Origin of the sequence: Allobosea massiliensis (assembly GCF_042655245.1) — a bacterium.
Taxonomy (GTDB): Bacteria; Pseudomonadota; Alphaproteobacteria; order Rhizobiales; family Beijerinckiaceae; genus Allobosea; species Allobosea massiliensis.
The window spans coordinates 1-16,768 of record NZ_JBHSLU010000123.1 but is presented as its reverse complement, the minus strand read 5'-3'; the positions used below and the strand labels follow the sequence as shown (position 1 = coordinate 16,768).

At 68.9% G+C, this 16,768-nt stretch carries 18 protein-coding genes; 9 read left to right on the top strand and 9 right to left on the bottom strand.

Features of this window, described 5'->3' with window-relative positions; genetic code table 11:
• The first annotated feature begins 40 nt into the window (after positions 1-40).
• Together ACFPN9_RS26525 and ACFPN9_RS26520 are read left to right on the top strand one after the other, a co-directional pair.
• Positions 41-1,243 carry a pyridoxal phosphate-dependent aminotransferase gene (locus ACFPN9_RS26525; RefSeq protein ID WP_066721804.1) on the top strand — a complete coding sequence of 401 codons (1,203 nt, stop codon included), beginning with the start codon at positions 41-43 and terminating at the stop codon, positions 1,241-1,243.
• Positions 1,244-1,348: 105 nt separating this feature from the next.
• Positions 1,349-1,759 (top strand): rhodanese-like domain-containing protein, encoded by a 411-nt coding sequence (locus ACFPN9_RS26520; protein ID WP_068077848.1) that lies wholly within the window; start codon positions 1,349-1,351, stop codon positions 1,757-1,759.
• Positions 1,760-1,876: 117 nt separating this feature from the next.
• Here the strand turns inward: ACFPN9_RS26520 and trmD are convergent, their stop codons facing one another.
• The 6 genes from trmD to ffh all read right to left on the bottom strand — a co-directional run bounded on the left by trmD (position 1,877) and on the right by ffh (position 6,361).
• On the bottom strand, positions 1,877-2,614 hold the full coding sequence (gene trmD / locus ACFPN9_RS26515) for a tRNA (guanosine(37)-N1)-methyltransferase TrmD (protein ID WP_066721802.1): 738 nt from the start codon (positions 2,612-2,614) through the stop codon (positions 1,877-1,879).
• Positions 2,615-2,734: 120 nt separating this feature from the next.
• On the bottom strand, positions 2,735-3,436 hold the full coding sequence (locus ACFPN9_RS26510; RefSeq protein ID WP_066721801.1) for an HAD family hydrolase: 702 nt from the start codon (positions 3,434-3,436) through the stop codon (positions 2,735-2,737).
• On the bottom strand, positions 3,426-3,953 hold the full coding sequence (gene rimM / locus ACFPN9_RS26505) for a ribosome maturation factor RimM (RefSeq protein ID WP_066721799.1): 528 nt from the start codon (positions 3,951-3,953) through the stop codon (positions 3,426-3,428). The genes ACFPN9_RS26510 and rimM overlap by 11 nt, the downstream gene beginning before the upstream one ends.
• A 147-nt stretch (positions 3,954-4,100) precedes the next feature.
• Positions 4,101-4,460, bottom strand: coding sequence for a 30S ribosomal protein S16 (gene rpsP, locus ACFPN9_RS26500; protein ID WP_066721797.1), 360 nt, complete (start codon positions 4,458-4,460; stop codon positions 4,101-4,103).
• 48 nt (positions 4,461-4,508) lie between these two features.
• Complete coding sequence (locus tag ACFPN9_RS26495; protein ID WP_066721795.1) at positions 4,509-4,772, bottom strand: hypothetical protein; 264 nt, start codon at positions 4,770-4,772, stop codon at positions 4,509-4,511.
• A complete protein-coding gene (ffh, locus tag ACFPN9_RS26490) occupies positions 4,769-6,361 on the bottom strand; it encodes a signal recognition particle protein (RefSeq protein WP_066721793.1) in 1,593 nt (530 codons plus the stop codon). The genes ACFPN9_RS26495 and ffh overlap by 4 nt, the downstream gene beginning before the upstream one ends.
• A 288-nt stretch (positions 6,362-6,649) precedes the next feature.
• Here ffh and ACFPN9_RS26485 point away from each other — a divergent pair, with 288 nt between their 5' ends.
• The 5 genes from ACFPN9_RS26485 to ACFPN9_RS26465 all read left to right on the top strand — a co-directional run bounded on the left by ACFPN9_RS26485 (position 6,650) and on the right by ACFPN9_RS26465 (position 9,911).
• Positions 6,650-7,213 (top strand): CAP domain-containing protein, encoded by a 564-nt coding sequence (locus ACFPN9_RS26485; protein WP_197426645.1) that lies wholly within the window; start codon positions 6,650-6,652, stop codon positions 7,211-7,213.
• A gap of 16 nt (positions 7,214-7,229) precedes the next feature.
• Positions 7,230-7,451, top strand: coding sequence for an AbrB/MazE/SpoVT family DNA-binding domain-containing protein (locus ACFPN9_RS26480; RefSeq protein ID WP_245282391.1), 222 nt, complete (start codon positions 7,230-7,232; stop codon positions 7,449-7,451).
• An 84-nt stretch (positions 7,452-7,535) separates the two neighbouring features.
• Positions 7,536-8,162 (top strand): LysE family translocator, encoded by a 627-nt coding sequence (locus ACFPN9_RS26475; RefSeq protein ID WP_066721783.1) that lies wholly within the window; start codon positions 7,536-7,538, stop codon positions 8,160-8,162.
• A 14-nt stretch (positions 8,163-8,176) separates the two neighbouring features.
• On the top strand, positions 8,177-8,806 hold the full coding sequence (locus tag ACFPN9_RS26470; protein WP_066721781.1) for a class I SAM-dependent methyltransferase: 630 nt from the start codon (positions 8,177-8,179) through the stop codon (positions 8,804-8,806).
• A gap of 46 nt (positions 8,807-8,852) precedes the next feature.
• Positions 8,853-9,911 (top strand): MBL fold metallo-hydrolase, encoded by a 1,059-nt coding sequence (locus tag ACFPN9_RS26465; protein ID WP_066721780.1) that lies wholly within the window; start codon positions 8,853-8,855, stop codon positions 9,909-9,911.
• A gap of 28 nt (positions 9,912-9,939) precedes the next feature.
• Here ACFPN9_RS26465 and ACFPN9_RS26460 read toward each other — a convergent pair whose 3' ends face one another.
• Complete coding sequence (locus ACFPN9_RS26460) at positions 9,940-10,851, bottom strand: GyrI-like domain-containing protein (protein WP_066721779.1); 912 nt, start codon at positions 10,849-10,851, stop codon at positions 9,940-9,942.
• A 153-nt stretch (positions 10,852-11,004) separates the two neighbouring features.
• Here ACFPN9_RS26460 and dapF point away from each other — a divergent pair, with 153 nt between their 5' ends.
• Both dapF and mtaB read left to right on the top strand, forming a co-directional pair.
• Positions 11,005-11,889: a diaminopimelate epimerase gene (gene dapF, locus ACFPN9_RS26455; RefSeq protein WP_066721777.1), complete on the top strand. Its 885-nt coding sequence runs from the start codon at positions 11,005-11,007 to the stop codon at positions 11,887-11,889.
• Complete coding sequence (gene mtaB, locus ACFPN9_RS26450) at positions 11,889-13,160, top strand: tRNA (N(6)-L-threonylcarbamoyladenosine(37)-C(2))-methylthiotransferase MtaB (RefSeq protein WP_066721770.1); 1,272 nt, start codon at positions 11,889-11,891, stop codon at positions 13,158-13,160. The genes dapF and mtaB overlap by 1 nt, the downstream gene beginning before the upstream one ends.
• 4 nt (positions 13,161-13,164) lie before the next feature.
• On the opposite strand, the gene ACFPN9_RS26445 is transcribed toward mtaB, so the two are convergent.
• Positions 13,165-14,277, bottom strand: a complete 1,113-nt coding sequence (locus ACFPN9_RS26445) for a sulfite oxidase (protein WP_066721768.1) — start codon at positions 14,275-14,277, stop codon at positions 13,165-13,167.
• A gap of 123 nt (positions 14,278-14,400) precedes the next feature.
• Positions 14,401-16,110: an AMP-binding protein gene (locus ACFPN9_RS26440; RefSeq protein WP_066721766.1), complete on the bottom strand. Its 1,710-nt coding sequence runs from the start codon at positions 16,108-16,110 to the stop codon at positions 14,401-14,403.
• Between the last annotated feature and the right edge of the window lie 658 nt (positions 16,111-16,768).

Sequence of the window (16,768 nt, the reverse complement as noted above, 5' to 3'; positions counted from 1 at the left end):
GCCGCGGCGTGCCCTCGTCCGAGATCCGGAGATCACTCCCATGGCCTTCCTTGCCGACGCCCTCAAGCGCGTGAAGCCGTCTGCGACCATCACCATCACGCAGAAGGCACGCGACCTGAAAGCGCAGGGCAAGGACGTGATCTCGCTCTCCGTCGGCGAGCCCGATTTCGACACGCCCGACAACATCAAGGAGGCGGCCATCGCCGCCATCCGTCGCGGCGAGACCAAGTACACCCCCGTCTCCGGCATCCCGCAGCTGCGCGAGGCCGTGGCCCGCAAGTTCAAGCGCGAGAATGGCCTCGATTACAAGCCGAGCCAGACCATCGTCTCCACCGGCGGCAAGCATGTCATCTACAACGCCCTGCTCGCCACGCTGAACCCGGGCGACGAGGTCATCTGCGTCTCGCCCTACTGGGTCTCCTATCCCGAGATGGTCGCGCTCTGCGGCGGCACCCCGACCTTTGCCGAGACCAAGATCGAGAACGAGTTCAAGCTCCAGCCGGAAGAGCTCGAGCGCGCGATCACGCCCAAGACCAAGTGGGTGATCCTGAACTCGCCGTCGAACCCTTCGGGCGCCGCCTATAGCCGCGCCGAGATGAAGAAGCTCACCGATGTGCTGATGCGCCACCCCCATGTCTGGGTGCTCACCGACGACATGTACGAGCACCTCGTCTATGGCGAGTTCGAGTTCGTCACCCCGGCGCAGGTCGAGCCCGGCCTCTACGACCGCACGCTGACCATGAACGGCGTCTCGAAGTCCTACGCCATGACCGGCTGGCGCATCGGCTACGCGGCCGGCCCGCAGCATCTGATGAACGCCATGGACCTCGTCCAGGGCCAGCAGACCTCGGGCACCTCGGCGATCTCGCAATGGGCCGCCGTCGAGGCGCTGGATGGTCCGCAGGACCACCTCCCCGTCTTCAAGAAGGCGTTCGAGCGGCGCCGCGACCTCGTCGTCTCGATGCTGAACCAGACCCGCGGCCTCGTCTGCCCGAAGCCCGAGGGCGCCTTCTACGTCTATCCCGACTGCTCGGCCCTGATCGGCAAGACCATGCCCAACGGCAAGGTCATCGAGACCGACGAGGATCTGGTCATGGGCATCCTGGAGGCGGAAGCCGTCGCCGCGGTGCACGGCTCCTCCTTCGGACTCGGCCCGAACTTTCGCATCTCCTACGCCACCTCGGACGAGAAGCTGGAAGAGGCCTGCCGCCGCATCCAGCGCTTCTGCGCCGAGCTGCGCTGAGCGGAACCGTCATTGCGAGCGCAGCGAAGCAATCCAGAAAGTCTCGCGCGACGGCTCCTGGATTGCTTCGTCGCTGACGCTCCTCGCAATGACGTCGATGCCATCTTGAACCGCCGTATCCTCATCGCGGGAGCGGCGGTTCTTCTATTGCCGTGCCGGGCGCAGGCGCAGGTGCCGACCACCCTGGCGCCCCGGGAAGCGCTCGATGCGGCGCGCGCAGGCACCCTTCTTCTCATCGATATCCGCACGCCCGCCGAATGGCGCGACACCGGCCTGGCCCAGGGCGCGATCGCGCTCGATGTCGAGACGCCGGCCTTCGAGGTCAGGCTGGCCGGCCTGCGGCTGGACCATCGCGGCAAGCGCATCGCCCTGATCGACCGCAGCGGCGCGCTCAGCGCCTCGACACGCGACAAGCTCGCCGGACGCGGCTTCCGCGACATCCTGGCGGTGCGCGGCGGCATGCTCGGCCCCGGCGGCTGGCTGGCCGAGAAACTGCCGGTGGCGGCCTATCCCTGAGGCGCCGTCATGCTCGGGCTTGACCCGAGCATCTCAGGGCGCCCGTGAACGAGCGTGTTTTTCCGCCCTGAGATCTTGGGATCTTCGCTGCGCTGCGCCCGAGAATGACGCGTGGGCTCAGCCTCCGCTCTGGTCCTTCAGCAAATCCGGCCGCCGTTCCCGCGTGATCCGCTCCGCCTCGGCCCGCCGCCATTTCGCGATGCGGGCATGGTCGCCCGAGAGCAGCGCCTCGGGCAGGCCCCGGCCCTCCCATTCGCGCGGGCGGGTGTAGTGCGGATATTCGAGCAGGCCATTCTCGAAGCTCTCGTCCTCGCCCGAGAGCTCCTTACCCATCACGCCGGGGATCAGCCGCACGCAGGCATCGAGCAGGACGAGCGCCGCCATCTCGCCGCCCGAGAGGATGTAGTCGCCGATCGAGACCTCGGCCAGCCCGCGCCCCTCGATCACCCGCTCGTCGACGCCCTCGAAACGCCCGCAGACGATGACGACGCCCTCGCCCGCCACCCAGTCGCGCACCTGGCGCTGCGCCAGCGGCCGCCCGCGCGGCGACATCAGCAGCCGCGGGCGCATATCACCGGCTGGAACGGCGGCATCGATCGCCGCGCCCAGCACATCGCAGCGCAGCACCATCCCCGCCCCGCCGCCCGCTGGGTTGTCGTCGACATTGCGGTGCCGGCCAATGCCATGGTCGCGGATCTGGTGCGTCTCCAGCGACCATAGCCCGCGCCGCAGCCCCTCGCCCGCGAGCGAGACGCCGAGCGGCCCCGGGAACATCTCCGGATAGAGGGTGAGGACGGAGGCGCGGAACGGCATGGAGAAAACCTTAGTGAGCTCGCGCTGGAACCTCTTCGTCATCCTGGGCGCCCGAAGGGCGTCCCGGGATCCATCATAAAGCGATGTCGATCTCTATAATGGATCCCGGAGCTGCGCCGCTTCGCGGCTTGTCCAGGATGACGGCTTGATGAGGGGCGAACACTAACCGAAGCGCAACGCCGGCAACCGGTCCAGCGCGTTGAAGTCCGTCGCCGAGGCGACGACGTTGTCATAAGCCGCGAAGCCCTCGGCGCCGAGCATGGTCAGCATGGCCACCGCCCGCATGCCGGCCCGCCGCGCCGCCTCGACGCCATTGGGCGCATCCTCGAAGACGAGGCAGGTCTCCGGCGCCACGCCCATCCGGCGCGCCGCCTCGACGAACATGTCCGGATGCGGCTTGCCGCGAAAACCCTGCGAGGGCGAGATGATGGTGGCGAATTCGGCGCGCAAACCGAGCGTATCGAGCACCAGCGCAATGTTCTCCGGCGGCGCGGCGGAGGCCACCGCCATCGGCACGCCGCAACTGCGGGCGCGCGCCATCAGCGGCAGCAGCCCCGGCAGCGGCGTGACATGGGGCCGGTAGGTCTCGCGGTAGAGGGCCTCCTTGGCCTCGCCGAGCCGCGCGATCTCGTCCGGGCTGGCTCCGGGAAAATAGGGCCCGACGATCTCGCCGACCGCCATCCCGGCCGTGGTCCGGAAGAAGGCCGGCCGGTCGAAGGGCAGGCCGTGCGCGCGGTGCCAGTTCTCCCAGGCGTCGTCATGGAAGCGCATATTGTCGACGATGGTGCCGTCCATGTCGAAGATCAGTGCGCCGGCCGGCTGGTCCCAGGCCTTCGTGCTGGAGGGATTCGGCTCAGTCGTCATCGTCGGCCTCGAACAGCCCCTCGGGCGGAACCGCCTCGATCCGCCGGGCGGCGATGTCGATGCGGGGCGCGAAGGCCTTGGTGAACGGCATCAGCACGGAGCGGCCATCGGGCAGCAGAATGTCGAGCAGATCGCCCGCGCCATAATTGGCGACGGTGGTGACCGTACCCAGGACCACGCCGTCCGGGCCGACGACCGCGCAGCCGATCAGATCGGCCTGCAGGAATTCGTCCTCGTCCTCGGGGGCCGGAATCCGGTCGCGCGCGACGTAGAGGTTGACGCCGTTGAGGCTCTCGGCCGCCTCGCGGCTGGTGATACCCTTGAGGCGAGCGACCACGACCTCCTTGGCCGGGCGGATCTCGGCGATCTCGAAGCGTCGGCCCTTCTCGTCGGTCAGCGGCCCGTAATCGGCGATCGCCAGCGGATCGCCGGTGAAGGCCTTGATCCGGACCTCGCCCTTGATGCCATGCGCGGCGCCGATGACGCCGAGCAGGATGAGATCGTCGTCAGCGGCCATGCGCCCCCTCCTCGAGAAGAGGTGCGGCCGTCATGCTCGCCCCTGTGGCGAGCATCCACGACTTGAACTCAGGTCGCGACCAGCGAAGACGTGGATGGTCGGGACAAGCCCGACCATGACGAACGGCATCGCGAGCCTGAGGCCGCATCACGCCTCGGCTTCGGCCGGAGCGGCGCTCTTCTCGGCCTTGGCGGCGGCGCGCTCCTTGGCCTTCTCGCCGGGCTCGGCCTTCTTCGGGTTGTTGCGGGCCGGGCGCTTGGCGAGGCCGGCGGCGTCCAGGAAGCGCAGCACGCGGTCGGTCGGCTGGGCGCCCTTGGCGAGCCACTCCTTGGCCTTCTCGACGTCGAGCACGACGCGCTCCGGCGAATCCTTCGCCTTCATCGGATCATAGGAGCCGATCTTCTCGATGAAGCGGCCATCGCGCGGCGAGCGGGCATCGGCGACGACGATGCGGTAGTACGGGCGCTTCTTGGCGCCGCCACGGGTCAGGCGGATCTTGAGGGACATGCGCGTTCTTCCTTGGTTTTTGAACGTTTTGGGCGTTGCGGTGGGAAATCAGGGCTTGTTGTCTTCGACCAGCTGGTCGATCGCGGCCCAGGGATCGTCCTTCATGCCCGTCGAGGTGAAGATCTCGAGATCGATCGAGCCGTCTTCCAGCACGTCGATCTCCCAATATTCACCCGGCGCATGCACGAGGAAGGAGAAGGCGTCGTCGCGATAGGACGACGTCTCATACGACAGGTTGGCCTCGTCGAGACGGGCCTTGACCTGCTTGAACACGTCGAACATGCCGACGCGCATTTCGGTGGGCTTGGTCACTTCTTCTTGCCTCCGAAGGGGTTGGAGCCCCCCAGCCCCGGCAGGCCGCGGCCCGGCTGGCCGCCGAGACCCGGCAGCTTCGGCATCATCCCAGCCGGCGGCGTCACGCCCTTGGGCAGGCCCGGGAAGCCGCCCGGAGGCAGCCCCGGCATGCCGCCGCCCGCGCCGAGCTGCTTCTGCAGTTCGGCGAGCTGGGCCGGATCCATCTTCGAGGGGTCGGGCATGCCGGGCGGCAGGCCGCCACCGCCGATACCGAACATGGCACCGAGCTTGCCGAGCATGCCGCCCTTCTGCTTGCTCATCGCCTTCATCATGTCGGCCATGCCGCGATGCATCTTGAGCAGCTTGTTGATCGCCTCCGGCGAGGTCCCGGAGCCGGCGGCGATGCGCTTCTTGCGGCTGTTCTTGAGCAGGTCGGGGTTCTTGCGCTCGGCCGGGGTCATCGAGTCGATGATCGCGATCTGGCGGCGGATCATCTTGTCGTTGACGCCGGAATTGGCGAGCTGGCCCTGCATCTGTTTCATGCCGGGCAGCATGCCCATGACGCCGCCGAGCCCGCCCATCTTCTCCATCTGCTGGAGCTGCATGCGCATGTCGGCGAGGTCGAAATTGCCCTTGGCGAGGCGCTGCGCCAGCGCCTGGGCCTTGTCGGCATCGACCGTCTCGGCCGCGCGCTCGACCAGGCTGACGATGTCGCCCATGCCGAGGATGCGATTGGCGACGCGGGACGGGTGAAAATCCTCCAGCGCATCGATCTTCTCGCCCGTGCCGACGAGCTTGATCGGCTTGCCGGTGACTGCGCGCATCGAGAGCGCCGCGCCGCCGCGGGAGTCGCCGTCCATGCGGGTCAGCACGATGCCCGTGAGACCGACGCGGGCATCGAAGGCGCGCGCCGTGTTGACGGCATCCTGGCCGGTCAGCGCGTCGGCGACGAGTAGCACCTCGTGCGGGTTCGTCGCCGCCTTCACCTCGGCGACCTCGGCCATCAGCGTGTCGTCGAGCGTGACGCGGCCGGCGGTGTCCAGCATCACGACATCGTAGCCGCCGAGACGGGCGGCCTCGATCGCGCGCCGCGCGATCTGCACGGCCGACTGGCCGGCGACGATCGGCAGCGTCTCGACGCCGACCTGCTTGCCGAGGACGGCGAGCTGCTCCATCGCGGCCGGGCGGCGCGTGTCGAGCGAGGCCATCAGGACGCGCTTCTTGGCACGGTCGGTCAGGCGTTTGGCGATCTTCGCCGTGGAGGTGGTCTTACCTGAACCCTGAAGACCGACCATCAACACCGGCACCGGCGGCACGGCGTCGAAGGTGATGCCCTCGCCGTCGCCGCCGAGCATGTCGATCAGCGCGTCGTTGACGATCTTGATGACCTGCTGGCCGGGCGTGACCGACTTCAGCACCTCGGCGCCGACGGCCCGCTCGCGGACCTTGTCGGTGAAGGAGCGCACGACCTCGAGCGCGACGTCGGCCTCTAGCAGGGCCTTGCGCACCTCGCGCAACGCGGCGTTGACGTCCTCCTCGGTCAGCGAACCCCTGCGGGTCAGCCCGGAGAGGATGCCTGATAGCCTGTCGCTCAGAGTGCCGAACATGCGGACCTGCTTGCTTGCCTTCAGGGACCGGCATCGCGAAGCCTCATCGCCAAACGGTTTCGCGCCCGAGGGCGCGGACGCGCTGTCGGGCGTTGACCTCCGGGCTCGTGAAGCCGCGAGGCGGCCCGGTCGGCTGATGCGGTCTCGACGATGTCGGCGAAACGGATGGCGCGGTTAAAGCGGCAGATTGTGGCGAAAGTCAAGGTTGGCGCCCTGCCGGCAGCAATCTCGCCATGATGGGACGCTAGCGGCGCGGACACCCCAGCGATGCCGGACCCATCCTCGCTCATGCGCCCTCTTCTCTTGATTGCCGCCCTCGCCCTCCTCGCCGCCGGCTGTGCCTCCGAGCCGCGCCGCGAGACGCCGCTCGATCCCCGCGCCGCCGCACGCCTGGAAGCCGTCACGCTCGATCCCGCGGAGGCCGGCCGCATCTTCAACGCCTACCGCGCCAGCCAGGGCCTTGGGCCTGTCAGGCTCGACCCCACACTGATGGCCATGGCCCAGCGCCAGGCCGACGCCATGGCGCGCGCCAACACGCTCTCGCATGACGCCGCCGGCAGCTTCGCGTCCCGCGTCCATGCCGCCGGCCTCGATGCGGCGCGGGCGGCGGAAAATCTCGGCGGTGGCTACTATTCGACCGAGGAAGCCTTCTCCGGCTGGCGCGCCTCGTCGGGCCATGACGCCAATCTGCGCATGAAGGAAGCCACCCGCTTCGGCATCGCGCTGGCGAAGGACCCGCAGACGCGCTACCGCGCCTGGTGGGCGCTTGTCGTGGCGGGCGAACCGGAGAAGCGCGTCGAGATGTCGGCCGGGCCCGTCGGCTGGTTCGGCTCGAACCGGCCGACGCGCTGACTATGACACCGGAGCGATGGCCATGATCGTTAGCAAGCTCACCAGCAAGGCACGGACGACGATTCCACACGAGGTCCGCGAGGCGTTGGGTCTTCGGAACGGTGATCAAATCGCCTATGCGGTCGAGAGAGATCGCGTCGTCATCACCAAGGCATGCGAGATGCAGACCGAATCGCCTCTAGCGACCTTTGACGAATGGGGCAGCGCAGCAGACTGCAAGGCCTATCGAGGTTTGTGAGCAGATAGACGTCGTCTGAACTGGCTCCCTTTACAAACCGCTGCGGTTGGGGATGGCTCGCCCGGCGCCACTGGAAACAGCCTCATGACCTTCGAAACCTGGGCTGCCTTCGCCGCCGCCACCGCCGTCCTGCTCGTCATTCCCGGCCCGACGATCCTCCTCGTCGTCTCCTATGCGCTCGGCCAGGGCTGGCGCACGGCGCTGCCGACGGCGGCCGGCGTCGCGCTCGGCGACTTCACGGCGATGACGCTCTCCATGCTCGGCGTCGGCGCCCTGCTGGCAACCTCGGCCACCGTCTTCACCGTGCTGAAATGGGCGGGCGCGGCCTATCTCGTCTGGCTCGGCATCAAGCTCTTCCGCGCCGGCGGCACGCTCGACGCCAGCCCGCGAGAGGACGCCGTCTCGTCGCTGAAGATGCTCGGTCATGCCTGGTTGGTCACGGCGCTGAACCCCAAGAGCCTCACCTTCTTCGTCGCCTTCCTGCCGCAGTTCCTCGATCCGAAGGGGGATTTCTGGACGCAGATGCTGATCTTCGAGGTGACCTTCGTGACGCTCGCCGCCGCCAACGCCTTCGGCTACGCGCTCATCGCCTCCCGCGCCCGCGCCGTCGTCAGCAGCCCGCGCGCCATCCGCGCCATCAACCGGACCGGCGGGACCCTGCTGATCGGGGCCGGCATCGCGACGGTGGCGATGCGGACCGGCACGCGCTGACGGCGAGACCGATCATGACCGCCCGCGACACCGCCACGCTCGACTTCTACGCCGCCGAGGCCCAGGCCTATGCGGGGCGCTCCCGCGAAGCCGAGCATGCCCGCATCGCCGCCTTCGCCGCGGCGCTGCCGCCCGGCGCCCGCGTGCTGGAACTGGGCTGCGGCGGCGGTCACGACAGCGTCGCGCTGCTCGACCGCGGCCTCGATCTCGTCGCCACCGACGGCTCGCCGGAACTGGCCGAGCAGGCCAGCCGGCGTCTCGGGCGGCCGGTCGGGGTGCTGCTCTTCGAGGACATCGACGCGACCGAAGCCTTTGACAGTGTCTGGGCCAATGCCTGCCTGCTGCACGTGCCCCGCGCGGCACTGCCCGGCATCCTCGCGCGCATCCACAGGGCGCTGAAGCCCGGCGGGCTGTTCTATGCGAGCTTCAAGGCGGGCACGGCCGAGGGGCGCGACCGCTTCGGCCGCTACTTCAACTACCCCTCGCCGGACTGGCTGCGGTCCGCCTACGGCCCCGAGCGCTGGCAGAGCCTCGTCATCGGCGAGGACACCGGCGGCGGCTATGACGGCGAGCCGACGCCCTGGCTCCATGTCACGGCAATCAAGGGCACTGCGGTCACGAGCACGGCGGTCAAGCGACCGTGAACGAGGCCGGCTTGACCCGCGGCGGCGCGAACCCACCTTCTGCGGCATGAACCGCCGCAAGCTCCTCACCCTCCTCGGAATCCCTGCCGTGCTCGGCACCGGCAGCGCCGCCTGGGCCTCGATCTCGCGCTCGCGCAATCCCTATTACCAAGGCCCCGTGACCGAGAACTTCAACGGAACCGTCTTCACCGACGGCCGCCCCGTGACCAAGGGGCTCGCCGACGTGCTGAAATGGCAGACCTCGAAGCGCGATCGCGAGACGTTTCCCGAGAGCTACCCCGCACCGCCCAAGGACAGGCCGCCCGCCCGCGTCGAGGGCGTCCGCATCGTCCATCTCGGCCACGCCTCCTTCCTCTACCAGATCGGGGGTCTCAACCTGCTGATCGACCCGGTCTATTCGCTGCGCGCCAGCCCGCTCAGCTTCATCGGCCCGCGCCGCGTCAACGAGCCGGGTGTCGCCTTCGACGACCTGCCGCGCATCGACGCGGTGCTGATCACGCACAACCATTACGACCATCTCGACATCGAGACGCTGGCGCGGCTGCACGAGCGCGACCGGCCGCGCATGATCATGCCGCTCGGCAACGACACCATCGTCAGGGCCCGCATTCCGGAAGCCCGCGCAGAGGCGCATGACTGGTCGGCTCGCTTGTCCCTGTCCGACCGCGTGAGCACCACCCTGGTTCCAAGCTACCACTGGTCGGCGCGCGGCGCCTTCGACCGGCGCATGGCGCTCTGGTGCTCCTTCGTGCTGGAGGGCGGCGGCGCCCGCATCTTCCACATCGGCGACACAGGCTACCATGACGGCTCGCTCTACCGTCGCCTCGGTTCCGAACTCGGCCCCTTCCGCCTCGCGGTCCTGCCGATCGGCGCCTATGAGCCGCGCTGGTTCATGCGCGACAACCACATGAACCCGGAGGAGGCGGTCCAGGTCATGCTGGCACTGCGCGCAGAAGCGGCGCTGGGCCACCACTGGGGCACCTTCCAGCTCACCGACGAGGGCATCGAGCGACCGCCGGCCGCGCTGGCCGCGGCGCTGGCGGCCGCCGGCCTTCCCGAGGAGCGCTTCCGCGCGATGCGGCCGGGACTGAGCTGGCAGGCCTGAACTGGCAGGCCTGAGATGACGCTCCTGATCAGCGCGGCTGGACGTAGACGTTGATTTCGAGATTGGGGTCGGCCGGATCGGTGAGATCCCCGACATATTCCTCGAGGAACGCGTCCTTCACCGTGATGCTCTTGGCCTCGAGATAGGCCGTGATCGTCTCATAGGTCGAGTCGATGTCGTCATAGGGCGCGACATGGACGAAGCGCAGCGAGGGCCCGGCCGGCGTCAGCCCCGGGCGCACGCCATTGCCGAAGGTGGCGTTGCGCTCGCCCTCGGGCGCAGGACCGACCGGCAGCATCGCCTCGTAGCGGAAGCCATTGTCGTCGGTCTCCAGGAACAGCGTCAGCGGCCGTCCGGCGACCGGCAGGCGCGCACGCTCGGCCTCCTGGCGCAGCACGCGGAAGCTCTCGGCCAGCCGCTTGAAACCCTCGTCCCAGCTCGCAGCCCCCGAAAGCTTGAGCACAGGCTTGGCCACCAGCAGCACCTCATCGACATCGCTCTGGTCGCCGCGCTTGCCGGCGAGCGTTGCGTTCGGGTCGATGGTCCCGGTCTGCTGCTGAAGCGTCGGCGGCTGCACGGGCTGGACGGGACCGGGCGCGGGCAGGGTCGGCGGCGGCTGCACGGGCTGCGGCTCCAGCGGAACCTGCGGCGTCGGGGCAGGCCGGACAGGCTCCGGCGTCACCGGAAGCGTCGGGGCCGGCGCCGGCTGGACCGGCTGCGGGCCGGGAACGGGCTCGGGAACGGCTGTCGGGGGCGTCGGCACGGGAGCGGGCTGCACCTGGGCAGGCACGGGCTGGGCGGGCACAGCGGCACCGGGTGGCGGCGCGAGCGGCGCCGATTCGACGGCGCCGGGCGGCGCGACCCGCGTCTGGGCGACGGCGACGCCGCCGACGCTCAGGAGGGCGGCGAACGCCCCGACAGCGATCCAGAAATGCTGCATCGTCAACGTCCTGCCATGGAATAGGGCGCCAGTTTCGATTCGCGCTCTTGCAGCGCAATATGGAGCATCCACTTACGACAGGAAATCATCGCGGGGATGGCTTTTTCACGTCGCCTCCCTCATAGACCAGCCAGTCATGGGATATGTGACGGAATGAACGCTCTCGCCCATCGCCGGTTCCTGAAGATGAACGGTCTCGGCAACGAGATCACCGTGCTCGACCTTCGCGGGACGAAGCTGCGCGTCGCCGAGAGCGATGCCCGCGCCATCGCGGCTGAGCCGCGCGCGCATTTCGACCAGCTCATGGTCCTGCACGATTCCATCACGCCCGGCACCGACGCCTATGTCCGGATCTACAATACCGATGGCTCCGAGGCCGGCGCCTGCGGCAACGGCACGCGCTGCGTCGCCTGGGCGATGCTGGCCGACCCCATGATGGGCGATGCCGCCAAGACCGCACTGACCCTGCAGACCAAGGCCGGGCTGCTGCCGGCCAAGCGCGACAGCGACCTCGTCTTCACCGTCGACATGGGTGCGCCGAAGCTCGGCTGGGAGGACATCCCGCTGGCGGAGCCGTTCCACGACACCGCGCATTTCGAGCTTCAGATCGGCCCGATCGACGATCCGATCCTGCACACGCCCTGCGCGGTCAACATGGGCAACCCCCACGCCGTCTTCTTCGTCGACGACCCCTATCGCTTCAATCTCGAGCAGATCGGCCCGCTGCTCGAAAACCACCCGATCTTTCCCGATCGCGCCAATATCGAGCTCGCCGCCGTCACCGCGCCGGACCATATCGTGCTGCGCGTCTGGGAACGCGGCGCCGGCATCACCCGCGCCTGCGGCTCGGGCGCCTGCGCGGCCCTCGTCGCGGCGGTGCGCCGCGAGCTCAGCGCGCGCAAGGCCGTGGTCAGCCTGCCCGGCGGCGACCTCACCATCGAATGGCGCGAGAGCGACGGCCATGTCCTGATGACCGGCCCCGTCGAATTCGAATGGGAGGGCACGCTCGCCCCCGAACTGTTCGAGACCGCCGCCTGATGACCCTCGAGGTCGTCACCTTCGGCTGCCGCCTCAACATCGTCGAGGGGGAGGCGCTCCGCCGCCAGGCGGAAGCCGCGGGCCTCACCGACCTCGCCGTCGTCAACGCCTGCGCCGTCACCGCAGAAGCCACCCGGCAGGCCCGCCAGGCGGTGCGCCGGCTCCACCGCGAGCAGCCCGGCCGACCGGTCATCGTCACCGGCTGCGCCGCGCAGATCGAGCCCGAGCGTTTCGCGCAGATGCCGGAAGCCGCCCGCGTGATCGGCAATGCCGAGAAGCTGGAGCCGACGACCTGGGCGGCGCTTGCCCGCTCGAACAGCCTCGGCGCCACCGACACCGACCCGCGCGACAAGATCGCGGTCGGCGACATCATGGCCCGCACGCGGCTCGCGCCGGTCGAAGCCGGCCGCGCCGCCCGGCAGACGCGCGGCTTCGTCCAGGTCCAGAATGGCTGCGACCATCGCTGCACCTTCTGCGTCATCCCCTTCGGCCGCGGCAATTCGCGCTCGCTCGCGCCGGAGGCCGTCCTGGCGCAGTGCCGCGCGCTGCTGGAGGGCGGCGCGCGCGAGATCGTCCTCACCGGCGTCGACCTGACCAGCTATGGCCGCGACCTAGACCAGACCCCGCTGCTCGGAAGGCTGGTGCGCCTGATCCTGCGCGAACTGCCGGAGCTGCCGCGCCTTCGCCTGTCCTCGATCGACGCCGTCGAGGCCGACGACGATCTGCGCGAGGCGCTCGCCAGCGAGCCGCGGCTGATGCCGCATCTGCATCTCTCGCTCCAGGCGGGCGACGACCTGATCCTGAAGCGCATGAAGCGCCGTCACGGCCGCGACGACGCGATCCGCTTCTGCGCGGAGATCCGCTCCTTGCGGCCCGACATCGCCTTCGGGGCCGACCTCATCGCCGGCTTCCCGACCGAGGACGAGGCGATGTTTGCCCGCTCGCTCGATCTGATCGGCGAATGCGGACTGAGCTATGTCCATGTCTTTCCCTATTCCGCTCGCCCTGGCACGCCGGCCGCGCGGATGCCGCAGCTTCCGGGGCCGGTCGTGGCGGAACGCGCGGCGCGGCTGCGGGAAGCCGCGGGCGCAGCCCATGCCGCGCATCTCGCCGCCCGCCTCGGCCGGCCACTGACGGTGCTGACCGAGCGCGGCAATACCGGCCGCGCCCCGGACTTCACGCTGGTGCGCTTCCGGCGGGAGACCGCGCCCGGTGAAATCCTTGCCGTGTCCGCCGCGGCGGCCGACGGGCGCGCCCTGATCGCGGCCTGAGACCTCAGCCCGCGCGCGCCGTCCCGCCGACGCGGTGGACCTGATTGTTGCAGTAGCCGCGCGGATTCCAGACGATCTCGGGCGGCTGGACATGTCCCTGCGCATCGCGGGCCTGGGCGAGCACCGACAGCGCCCCTTCCCGCTCGACGACGAACTCCGCACGAAAGCGCCTCCAGGCGAAGGGCCCCTCGCTCTCCTCCAGCGCCGCTTCATGCCAACTCACGCCACCATTACTGGAGACGCGGACACCCGCGAGCGGGATCGCGCCGCTCCAGCCGAAGCCGGTCACCGTCAGGGTTTCGCCGCAGGTGACGGTAAAGCCCTCCAGCGGCGCGGTGATCAGCGATTTCACGGGCATGTCGGTGATCACGGCGAAACGGCTCGGATCGAGCGGCTCGCCGGGTGCGACCGGAGCCGTCGGCAGGCGGTAATTCGTCCCGCCCATCTTCTCGCCGTCATGCTCCTTGGCGCATAACTCGATCCGGTCGAGCCATTTCTGCCAGGCGGAGCCGGGAAAGCCCGGCGCGACGATCCGCAGCGGCCCGCCATGCAGACGCGGCAGCGGCTCGCCGTTCATCGCAAAGGCGATCAGCGTCTCCGGCGCCATCGCCTTGGCGATGGGCAGCCCGCGCGACAAAGCCGGCCGCGACGGATCGGCGATCATCCGGTCCGGCGCATGATGGCCGGTATAGACCGCCGTCTCCCGCACGCCGGCTTCCGACAGCACATCCGCGAGGCGCACCCCGGTCCAGCGCGCGCAGCCGACGGCGCCGAGCCGCCAGGGCAAACCGTCTGTCGCGGGAAAAAACTGCGAGCGGCCATTGCCGGCGCATTCCAGCACCGCCGTCAGCGTCACCGTCTCGAAGCGCGCGCGCAGCGCATCCAGCGTCCAGCGCGCGGGCCGCTCGACCTCGCCATCGATCGTCAGCGTCCAGTCGTCGTCCGGTGGCAGGGCCGGCACATCGCCATTGTTGCGGACGAAGAACGCGTCGGCCGGCGTGATGAGATCGGCGAGCAGCGCGATCGGCGGCTCGGCATTCAGCGCGGGGTCTTCATGGACATGCAGCCCCGGCTTGGACGCGCGCAGTTGGGCCAGTTCGGTCGAGAGAGGGGTCAAGCGGCCGATCTCCGTTCGGGACTGAAGGCGAACCGGCAGGGTCGCCTGTGACAATCCGATCGGGAGCATGATCGCGGGGCAGCACTGTGGCAACGGGCAGCCACCCTCTTCCAGCCCAAGCGTTCAGCCCTTGCTCGCGACCTCCTCGCGCAGCGCCCGCCGCAGCACCTTGCCGACATTGGTCTTGGGCAACGCTTCGCGGAAGAAGATCTGCTTGGGCACCTTGTAGCCGGTCAGGCTCTCCTTGCAGAAGGCGCGCAGCTCGTCGGCCGTCAAAGCCGGATCGCGGCGCACGACGAAGGCGGTGACGGCCTCGCCGGAATGCTCGTCCGGCAGGCCGACAACCGCGGATTCGAGCACGCCCGGATGGGTGGCGATCACGTCCTCGACCTCGTTGGGGTAGACGTTGAAGCCCGAGACCAGGACCATGTCCTTCATCCGGTCGACGATGCGGACCTGCCCGTCCGGCTGCATCACCCCGATGTCGCCGCTGCGGAAATAGCCGTCCGGCGACATCACCTTGGCGGTCTCGTCGGGGCGGTTCCAGTAGCCGACCATCACCTGCGGACCGCGGATGCAGATCTCGCCGGATTCGCCGATGGGCAGGTCGTGCCCCTCCGCATCGCGGATCGCAACCTCGGTCGAGGACAGCGGATAGCCGACCGTGCCGGAGAACTCGGAGATGTCGGGCCGGTTGATCGTGGCGACCGGCGAGGTCTCCGAGAGGCCATAGCCTTCGATGATCGGCCGGCCCGTCACCGCCTTCCAGTGCTTGGCCACGGCGGCCTGCGTCGCCATACCGCCCGACACGGCGAAGCGCAGCTCGTCGAAATTCACCTGGGCGAATTCGGGATGGTTGGCGAGCGCGTTGTAGAGCGTGTTGACGCCGGAGATCAGCGTGAATCGGCTGGCCTTCAGCGTCTTGACGAAGCCGGCGATGTCGCGCGGATTGGCGATCAACAACCCTTTGGCGCCGATGCGCAGCATGAACAGGCAGCAGCAGGTCAGCGCGAAGATGTGGTAGAGCGGCAGCGCCGTCACCATGACGTGCTGGTAGTCGCTGCGGCCGAGCGGCGGCTCCAGCGCCCAGCCGAGCCACAGCCCGCATTGCTCGACATTGGAGGCGACGTTGCGGTGCGACAGCGTCGCGCCCTTGGCGACGCCGGTCGTCCCGCCGGTGTATTGCAGGAAGGCGATGTCGTCCGGCGTCACCGTCACAGGCGTCATCGCGTCCGAGCCCGCCAGCACGGTCGCCAGCGGCACGAAGCCCGGCAGGTTGAAGGGTTTCACGACCTTCTTGATTCGCCGCGCGACGAAATTGACGATGTGGCCCTTGAAGCCCATCAAATCGCCCGCCGTCGCGACGACGACGCGTTCGATCTTGAGCTGCGGCTTCGCCTCCTCGACGACATGGGCGAAGTTCTCGATCACGACGAGCACGCGTGCGCCGGAATCGTTGAGCTGATGCGCCAGCTCGCGCGCCGTATAGAGCGGGTTGACGTTGACGACGGTGTAGCCCCCGAGCAGCGCGCCGAAGATCGTCGCCGGATAGGCCAGGATGTTCGGCATCATCAGGGCGATGCGGTCGCCCTTGCGATAGCCCTGCGCCTGCAGCCAGGCGGCGAAGGCCCGCGCGGCGCGGCCGGTCTCGGCGAAGCTGATCGCCTTGCCGAAGCTCTCGAAAGCGGGACGTGTCCCATAGGTCTGGCAGGCGCGGGCGATCAGATCCGCCAGCGTACCGGGATCGCCGATCTCGGGCGGCACGGCCGGGGGGTAGTGGGCGAGCCACGGGCGCGGCTCGGGCTTCGCCTGGGTGGCGGCAGTCGCGTTCATCGTCGTCCTCCCCATCGCCCGGCTTTCACCCGCGAGGCGGGCAGCCGATGCCGTTTTTCAAGCCCTTACACTGCGGAACAGCGTGGACGGGCGCAAGGCCCGACACAATGCTTATCCGCAGAAAGGTTCATATGTAAACTGAATTGCGGGCGGCTCATCCTTCTTTGAAATCGGACAGCCGAAATCTCCGCCGCCTTCCGGCGTCGGTTGGTGACGAGAGGCAGCGGAGCGCCGCGAGGCGCGGGGGTAGAAATCCGCATCCGTTGAGCCAGGATGCGGCGCGGATGGATTGAGCCACCATCCGCACGCCCCGTGGCGTTCCGCTTGTCGGCGATTTTGGGCTCCGGGCCGCGCTTATCGGGTCGAAAGCCAGCCTTCGCCGCGAGCCCTCAAGCGCCAGTTCCCCTCATCGGGTTGTCGCGCCGTCCGGCATGGGACGAAGGCGTGATGCCAATGACCGTTCCAGCGAGCTCCTCGCACAGGGGCCGTAGTACCCCCAGGGCGGTGCCCCGAAGCCTCCCGAGTCCGGCTTGTGAGACCGGCCGCAGGCGCCGCCCCCACGGTCGTGTCCCATAGCGTGGTGTAGCTGACGGTGGTCACCGGCGATTGCCGGTTAGGTTTGGGTTGTGAACGCCAACCCTGAACCGAGAGATCCCCG

Bases quoted from the DNA above. Each gene is read 5' to 3' on its own strand.
- mtaB (WP_066721770.1), top strand. From the start codon at position 11,889: ATGACCCTCGAGGTCGTCACCTTCGGCTGCCGCCTCAACATCGTCGAG.
- dapF (WP_066721777.1), top strand. From the start codon at position 11,005: ATGAACGCTCTCGCCCATCGCCGGTTCCTGAAGATGAACGGTCTCGGC.
- ACFPN9_RS26470 (WP_066721781.1), top strand. From the start codon at position 8,177: ATGACCGCCCGCGACACCGCCACGCTCGACTTCTACGCCGCCGAGGCC.
- ACFPN9_RS26460 (WP_066721779.1), bottom strand. From the start codon at position 10,851: ATGCAGCATTTCTGGATCGCTGTCGGGGCGTTCGCCGCCCTCCTGAGC.
- ACFPN9_RS26525 (WP_066721804.1), top strand. From the start codon at position 41: ATGGCCTTCCTTGCCGACGCCCTCAAGCGCGTGAAGCCGTCTGCGACC.
- ACFPN9_RS26440 (WP_066721766.1), bottom strand. From the start codon at position 16,110: ATGAACGCGACTGCCGCCACCCAGGCGAAGCCCGAGCCGCGCCCGTGG.
- ACFPN9_RS26485 (WP_197426645.1), top strand. From the start codon at position 6,650: ATGCGCCCTCTTCTCTTGATTGCCGCCCTCGCCCTCCTCGCCGCCGGC.
- trmD (WP_066721802.1), bottom strand. From the start codon at position 2,614: ATGACGAAGAGGTTCCAGCGCGAGCTCACTAAGGTTTTCTCCATGCCG.
- ACFPN9_RS26510 (WP_066721801.1), bottom strand. From the start codon at position 3,436: ATGACGACTGAGCCGAATCCCTCCAGCACGAAGGCCTGGGACCAGCCG.
- ACFPN9_RS26480 (WP_245282391.1), top strand. From the start codon at position 7,230: ATGGCCATGATCGTTAGCAAGCTCACCAGCAAGGCACGGACGACGATT.
- ffh (WP_066721793.1), bottom strand. From the start codon at position 6,361: ATGTTCGGCACTCTGAGCGACAGGCTATCAGGCATCCTCTCCGGGCTG.
- ACFPN9_RS26475 (WP_066721783.1), top strand. From the start codon at position 7,536: ATGACCTTCGAAACCTGGGCTGCCTTCGCCGCCGCCACCGCCGTCCTG.
- rpsP (WP_066721797.1), bottom strand. From the start codon at position 4,460: ATGTCCCTCAAGATCCGCCTGACCCGTGGCGGCGCCAAGAAGCGCCCG.
- rimM (WP_066721799.1), bottom strand. From the start codon at position 3,953: ATGGCCGCTGACGACGATCTCATCCTGCTCGGCGTCATCGGCGCCGCG.
- ACFPN9_RS26465 (WP_066721780.1), top strand. From the start codon at position 8,853: ATGAACCGCCGCAAGCTCCTCACCCTCCTCGGAATCCCTGCCGTGCTC.